Annotated in this window: 5 protein-coding genes and 1 pseudogene; 5 read left to right on the top strand and 1 reads right to left on the bottom strand. The window is 68.6% G+C overall.

Annotation, left to right across the window (positions count from 1 at the left end; genetic code table 11):
- Window positions 1-1,397, bottom strand: a 1,397-nt coding sequence (locus AC36XV_RS10055; RefSeq protein ID WP_492203548.1) for a S8 family serine peptidase, incomplete at its 3' end; no start/stop codon positions are given.
- Window positions 1,398-1,560: 163 nt separating this feature from the next.
- Between AC36XV_RS10055 and lexA the strand changes: the two genes are divergently transcribed.
- From lexA to AC36XV_RS10030, 5 genes and pseudogenes are all read left to right on the top strand, one after another.
- Entirely contained in the window at window positions 1,561-2,169 is a 609-nt protein-coding gene (gene lexA / locus AC36XV_RS10050; protein WP_492203547.1) for a transcriptional repressor LexA, read from the top strand.
- A 14-nt stretch (window positions 2,170-2,183) separates the two neighbouring features.
- Window positions 2,184-2,375 (top strand): hypothetical protein, encoded by a 192-nt coding sequence (locus tag AC36XV_RS10045; protein WP_492203546.1) that lies wholly within the window; start codon window positions 2,184-2,186, stop codon window positions 2,373-2,375.
- 60 nt (window positions 2,376-2,435) lie between these two features.
- The gene (gene truA, locus AC36XV_RS10040) at window positions 2,436-3,257 is read left to right on the top strand and encodes a tRNA pseudouridine(38-40) synthase TruA (protein ID WP_492203545.1); all 822 of its coding nucleotides are present in this window, start codon (window positions 2,436-2,438) and stop codon (window positions 3,255-3,257) included.
- 61 nt (window positions 3,258-3,318) lie between these two features.
- Window positions 3,319-4,833 carry a trypsin-like peptidase domain-containing protein gene (locus tag AC36XV_RS10035; protein WP_492203544.1) on the top strand — a complete coding sequence of 505 codons (1,515 nt, stop codon included), beginning with the start codon at window positions 3,319-3,321 and terminating at the stop codon, window positions 4,831-4,833.
- A gap of 1 nt (window position 4,834) precedes the next feature.
- Window positions 4,835-5,163: pseudogene (locus tag AC36XV_RS10030) on the top strand (adenylosuccinate lyase); the annotation flags it as partial.

Genomic DNA, 5,163 nt, shown 5'->3' with positions numbered 1-5,163 from the left:
GGACGCACCTGGAGGACGAGAGCCAGGGCCCCCGAAACCTGCGCCACGGAGAAAGAGGTCCCGCTGACGGAGAAGCCGGTGAGCCTCGCGGCGTCGGGGCCGTCGGTTCGCACCTCGGGCACCTGGCCGGGGGCGACGAGGTCCGGCTTGATGCCGCCGCTGCACGGCGAGGGACCCCGGCCGCTGTAGTTGGCGACGGTCAGGCTGCCGGGAGCGCCGGCCGTGGCGCCGACCGCGAAGCTCCGGAGCTCCGGATCGTCACGCGCCCCGGGTGGCGTCACCGATCCCACGGAAGGGCCCGTGTTGCCCGACGCGAAAAGAACGGCGATGCCCGCGGCCTCCGCGGCGTCGATGGCCTGGTAGAGGATGTCGGTGCAGGCGTCGAAATCCGCGGCGCCCGGAAACAGACCCCAGCTGTTGTTGATGATGTCCGGAGCATCCGCCGTGCCCGGATTTCCGTCCGGATCGAGAGCCCACTGAAAGGCCTGCAGAAGCACGGAACGGCGGGTGTAGACCCCATTGCCGAACCGCTCGAAGACCCGGGCCGCGATCCACTCCGCCTCGGGCGCCGGACCGGTGACCACATCGAGCGGCGATGAGGCCACGACCATGCCGCCATCCGGGAACTTCAGGGTGTCGCCCGCGGCCAGCGCCCCGAGGCTGGCCACCGCCACCTGCGTCCCGTGTCCGATCCGGTCCTGCGGAGCCGAGGCCCGGGTGAAGGGATCGAACCAGGCCGCCCGCAGGTCCGAGCCGCGCCCGCGCCACCTCGACGACACCATGGCGTTCTCACCATCGACGCCCGAATCAAAGAAAGCGATGGTGATCCCCCGTCCGGTGACTCCCTGGTCCCAGACGGCGTCGGCTCCGATGGTCCGCATCGCCTGCGACGTGTAGGTCGGTTGCGCGATCGCGCCGGCGACCGGCGGCAGAACCACGGGAAGGGGCTCGTCCAGATAGATGCGCTCCACCGCTGAGTCCGCGGCCAGCGTCGCGAGCGCGGAGGGTGTCGCCACGGCAACCACGGCGGGCACGACCCAGAGTCGATCGCGGACGCGAATCCCCGCCCCGATCTGTTCGCGCACCGCATCGAAGCGACCGAGCGCCTCGGCGGATCCGGCCCTCAGGCTGCGAGCCACCCCGGGTGCGGCGACGGGGGGAAGTTCACCCCCCCGGTACTCGATGATGACCGCGAAGGTGTCGGCCGGATCCGCCCCGACCAGCACGGCTTGCAACGCCGGCGCCATGCGCTGGGCCGCCGGCTCGGGCGCTTCCTGCCCGGCCCCGGCAGCCGGCCATGCGAGGGCCGCGGCGACGACGAGGACCGCCGACGGGACCGGCACCCTCCGACCCCACACACCGCGCTGACGCCGCCTGCTGCGTCCTCTGCTTTCCATGTTCCTCCGCGCCGAGCCACGCCCTCCCCCACACGAATGGCGAGGAACATACAGGGGACCCGCGGGGATTCCAACCGTCTGCGGGTTGCATTTCGGTTCCTGTTCGGGTAGCTTCGCTTCGGTTTCCGTTCGGTTTCCGCCGACACGCAGGAGTGGACAGGTCATGGCCCTGACGCGACGCCAGAAAGAAATCCTGGATTTCATCGAGAGCTTCCTGGATGCGCGGGGTTACTCCCCCAGCTTCGAGGAGATCGCCGAGTTCTTCCAGTACCGCTCGCTGGCCACCGTGCACGAGCACCTCTCGAACCTCGAGGCCAAGGGTTACATCCGGAAGAACTACAACGAGAGCCGTTCGATCGAGCTCGCCCGAACCGAGATGCGGCTCGCGGCCGTGGACCTGCCGCTGCTCGGCACGGTGGCGGCGGGAGAGCCGATCGAGGCCGTCGCCGACCAGGAGGCGATCGCGGTCCCGGAGGACATGGTCTCCGGCCCGGTTGCCCACTACGTGCTTCGGGTGCGGGGAGACTCGATGATCGAAGAGCAGATCCGCGACGGCGACTACGTGATCGTGCGTGCCCGAGACACCGCGAACAACGGCGAGATGGTGATCGCGCTCGTCGATGGCGAAAACGCCACGGTCAAGAAGTTCTACCGCGAGCCGGGCGACCGCGTCAGGCTCCAGCCGGCGAATCCGTCCCTCACGCCGATGTATTTCGAAGCGCGGCGGGTGACCGTCCAGGGCATCGTCGTCGGCGTGATCCGGAAGTACTGAGGAAGTCCGGAGAGATGGAGACCCGCAGACCTTCACCGGAACCGGAAGCCGCGGACTCCCGGAGCCTGTCCGGCCCTCCCTGCACCCGGGCGCCGTTTCTGGTCGGAACGTTCCGGAACGGCGCCTCGACCATCTGGTTTCTGAGCCGCGTGGCGTCTCCGGTTCCGGGACCCTGGGACGTGGCGGTCCTCCTGCGAAAGATCTGACTCCTCCGCGACCCACGGGGCGCGTTGACACTCGTTTCGTCCCTCGGGTAGCTTGGCGCCGTGCACGCTTCAGCGGGAAAGCGCTTCCGCGCCACGATCCACTACGATGGCGCCGGCTTCGCCGGCTGGCAGATTCAGCCGGATGTTCGCACCGTTCAGGGGGAGTTCGAGGCCGCGCTCGGCAGGCTCGGAGTCGACGCTCGGGTGACGGCTGCCGGACGAACGGATGCCGGGGTGCACGCGGCAGGGCAGGAAGTCGCCTTCGACGCCCCGGCACGGTGGACGCCGGCGGAGTTGAACCGTGCCCTCGATTCCATCCTCGGCCGGGACGTATGGATCGAACGCCTTTCGGAGGCCGAACCGGATTTTCATCCCCGCTTCCAGGCCACCGGCCGACGATACGAGTATTACGTGGCCGTCGGTCCCGCCGGGCGTGCCCCGTACCGTCGTCATGGCACCGGCTGGATCGCCCGTCCTCCGGATCCGGATCGTCTGGCAGACGCGACACGAGCCATCCTCGGGCGCCATGATTTCGCCGGATTCGCCAAGTCGGGGCAGCCCGGGGTCAGCACGGTCTGCACGGTGGAGGAGGCTGCCTGGAAGCCGACGATCCTCGGAGACCTGCGGCTGGTGATCGTCGCGGATCGATTCGTTCACCGGATGGTACGCTACCTCGTCGGCACGACGCTCGAGCTGGGTCTCGACCAGCGGTCTCCCGATGAGGTCCGCAGGCTCCTCGCCGGTTCGTCCGACGTGCGCCCGCCGGCTCCCGCGGCCGCGTCAGGATTGTATCTTACGGGAGTGCGGTATCCCTCGGGTTGGAATCGCCCGGAGGGCGTTCCGGGCCTGTGGCCCGTCGAGCGTGAAGACACCGCCCACTGAGCGTGGAGGCCGCGCGGGTGTTCCCGGGCGGTCCGATGACGACCTCCGAGGAGGAAACGGCTTGAAGCGACCCGGTCCCGGAACATGGATCCCCTTCCTGGTGCTGCTCCTCGCGGCATTTCCCGTCGGTCTGCTTCTCGGGTCCCGGGCAGGAGCCGACGACGAGGGCGACCCGAAGCCCTGGGAGCACGGCTCTCCGGAGGCCGGCAACCTCGTTCCGGCCTCCGCGACCGGGCACGGGGAAGCCCTGACATCGCGGCCCGCGGCGTCGCGTTCCGTCGATTCGAACCAGGCGGCTGCGGACAGTCGCCGGTGGACTCCGATCGTGGAAGCCGCGAACCGCGTCGCCCCGTCCGTGGTCAGCATCGCGATCCTGCGATCGGTTCAGACCCGGCGAAGCCTGTTCGAGGATTTCTTCGGCCAGAGGGCCCCGAGATCCCGACTGCTTCCATCGTACGGCTCCGGCTTCGCCATCGATGACGATGGAACTCTGCTGACCAATGATCACGTGGTTCGGGGCGCGGATTCCATCGTGGTGACGGACGCGCTCGGTCGGGTCCACCCGGCAACCCTCGTGGGATCCGATGAGCTCACGGACATCGCGGTGCTCCGGATCGCGGAAGGAGCGGTCCCCGCCGCGCCACTCGGAACCTCCTCGGACCTGATGGTCGGCGAACCGGCCATCGCGATCGGCAACCCCTTCGGGTACCTGCTGGCCAACGCCGAGGCCACGGTCACCTCCGGAGTGATCTCGGGTATCGGCCGCGACATCCGTTCGGCCGAGGAAGGCCAGACGCTGCTGGCGGACATGGTACAGACGGATGCGTCCATCAACCCCGGGAATTCCGGGGGGCCACTGGTGAACGCCGACGGACAGGTCATCGGCGTCAACTCCTCGATCTTCTCCCGTTCCGGCGGCTCCGAAGGACTCGGGTTCGCGATCCCGATCGATCGGGCCCTCCGAATCGCCGACGAGCTGCGCCGGTTCGGCAGGATCCGGCGACCGTACGTGGGCGTGGACCCGCTCGCCGTCGATTCCGACACCGTGTTCTTCTCCGAGACGGTCGTTCGACGCGTGGCTCCGGGATCGCCCGCGGAGGTGGCCGGCCTCGAGCCCGGCGACGTGCTGGTGGCGGTGGACGGCCGGCCGATCGCCAGCCCGCTCGACTGGGAGGTCGGGCTCCTGGATGCCGGGGTGGGATCGGAGGTCCGGGTTCAGTACCGGCGGCAGGGACGCTCCGCCGAGGCCCTCCTGATGGTGGCTGAGCTTCCGTCCGAATCGGCCGAGCGGCTGCAGGTCCTGGAGGGCTTCGAACTCATCACGGTGGACGCCGGGATCGCGGTGGAAAGGAGGCTCCAGGTCGACTCCGGGGCCATGATCACGGCAATATCGCAGCGCAACGCCGCCTACACCGGGATGCGCGTGGGCGACGTGATCGTGGAGGTCAACCGGCGCCGGGTGACCTCGGCCGAGGACGTGGCCGACCTCTTCCAGTATTACGCAGGACGTAGTAGCATCCGGGTCAGGGTGTACCGGGATGGCAACATCTACATCACCACCTTCTACGTACAGTAATTTGTCAGCCACACAGAACCGCTATCCGCATCCGCTGATCGAACGCTACGCTTCGGCGGACATGGCCGACGTCTTTTCACCGTTCCGGCAGGCTCTGACCTGGCGGGACCTGTGGATTGCGCTGGCAGAAACGGAACGTGAGCTCGGCGTCGACGTCCCGGAATCCGCGATCGCTGCCATGCGAGCAGCCCGGGATCGACTGGACCTGAACCGGGTCGCGGAGCTGGAATCGGAGCTTCGGCACGACGTGATGGCGCACGTCCACCACTTCGGTGAAGTGGCGCCGGAGGCGAAGGCGTACCTCCACCTCGGCGCCACCAGCTGCTTCGT

Source organism: Candidatus Benthicola sp., from assembly GCF_058719085.1.
The sequence above is the reverse complement of the archived record's forward strand: the minus strand, read 5'-3'. Positions and strand labels throughout refer to the sequence as shown.

Coding starts and splice junctions, on each gene's coding strand:
- lexA (WP_492203547.1), top strand. CDS start 1,561: ATGGCCCTGACGCGACGCCAGAAAGAAATCCTGGATTTCATCGAGAGC.
- AC36XV_RS10045 (WP_492203546.1), top strand. CDS start 2,184: ATGGAGACCCGCAGACCTTCACCGGAACCGGAAGCCGCGGACTCCCGG.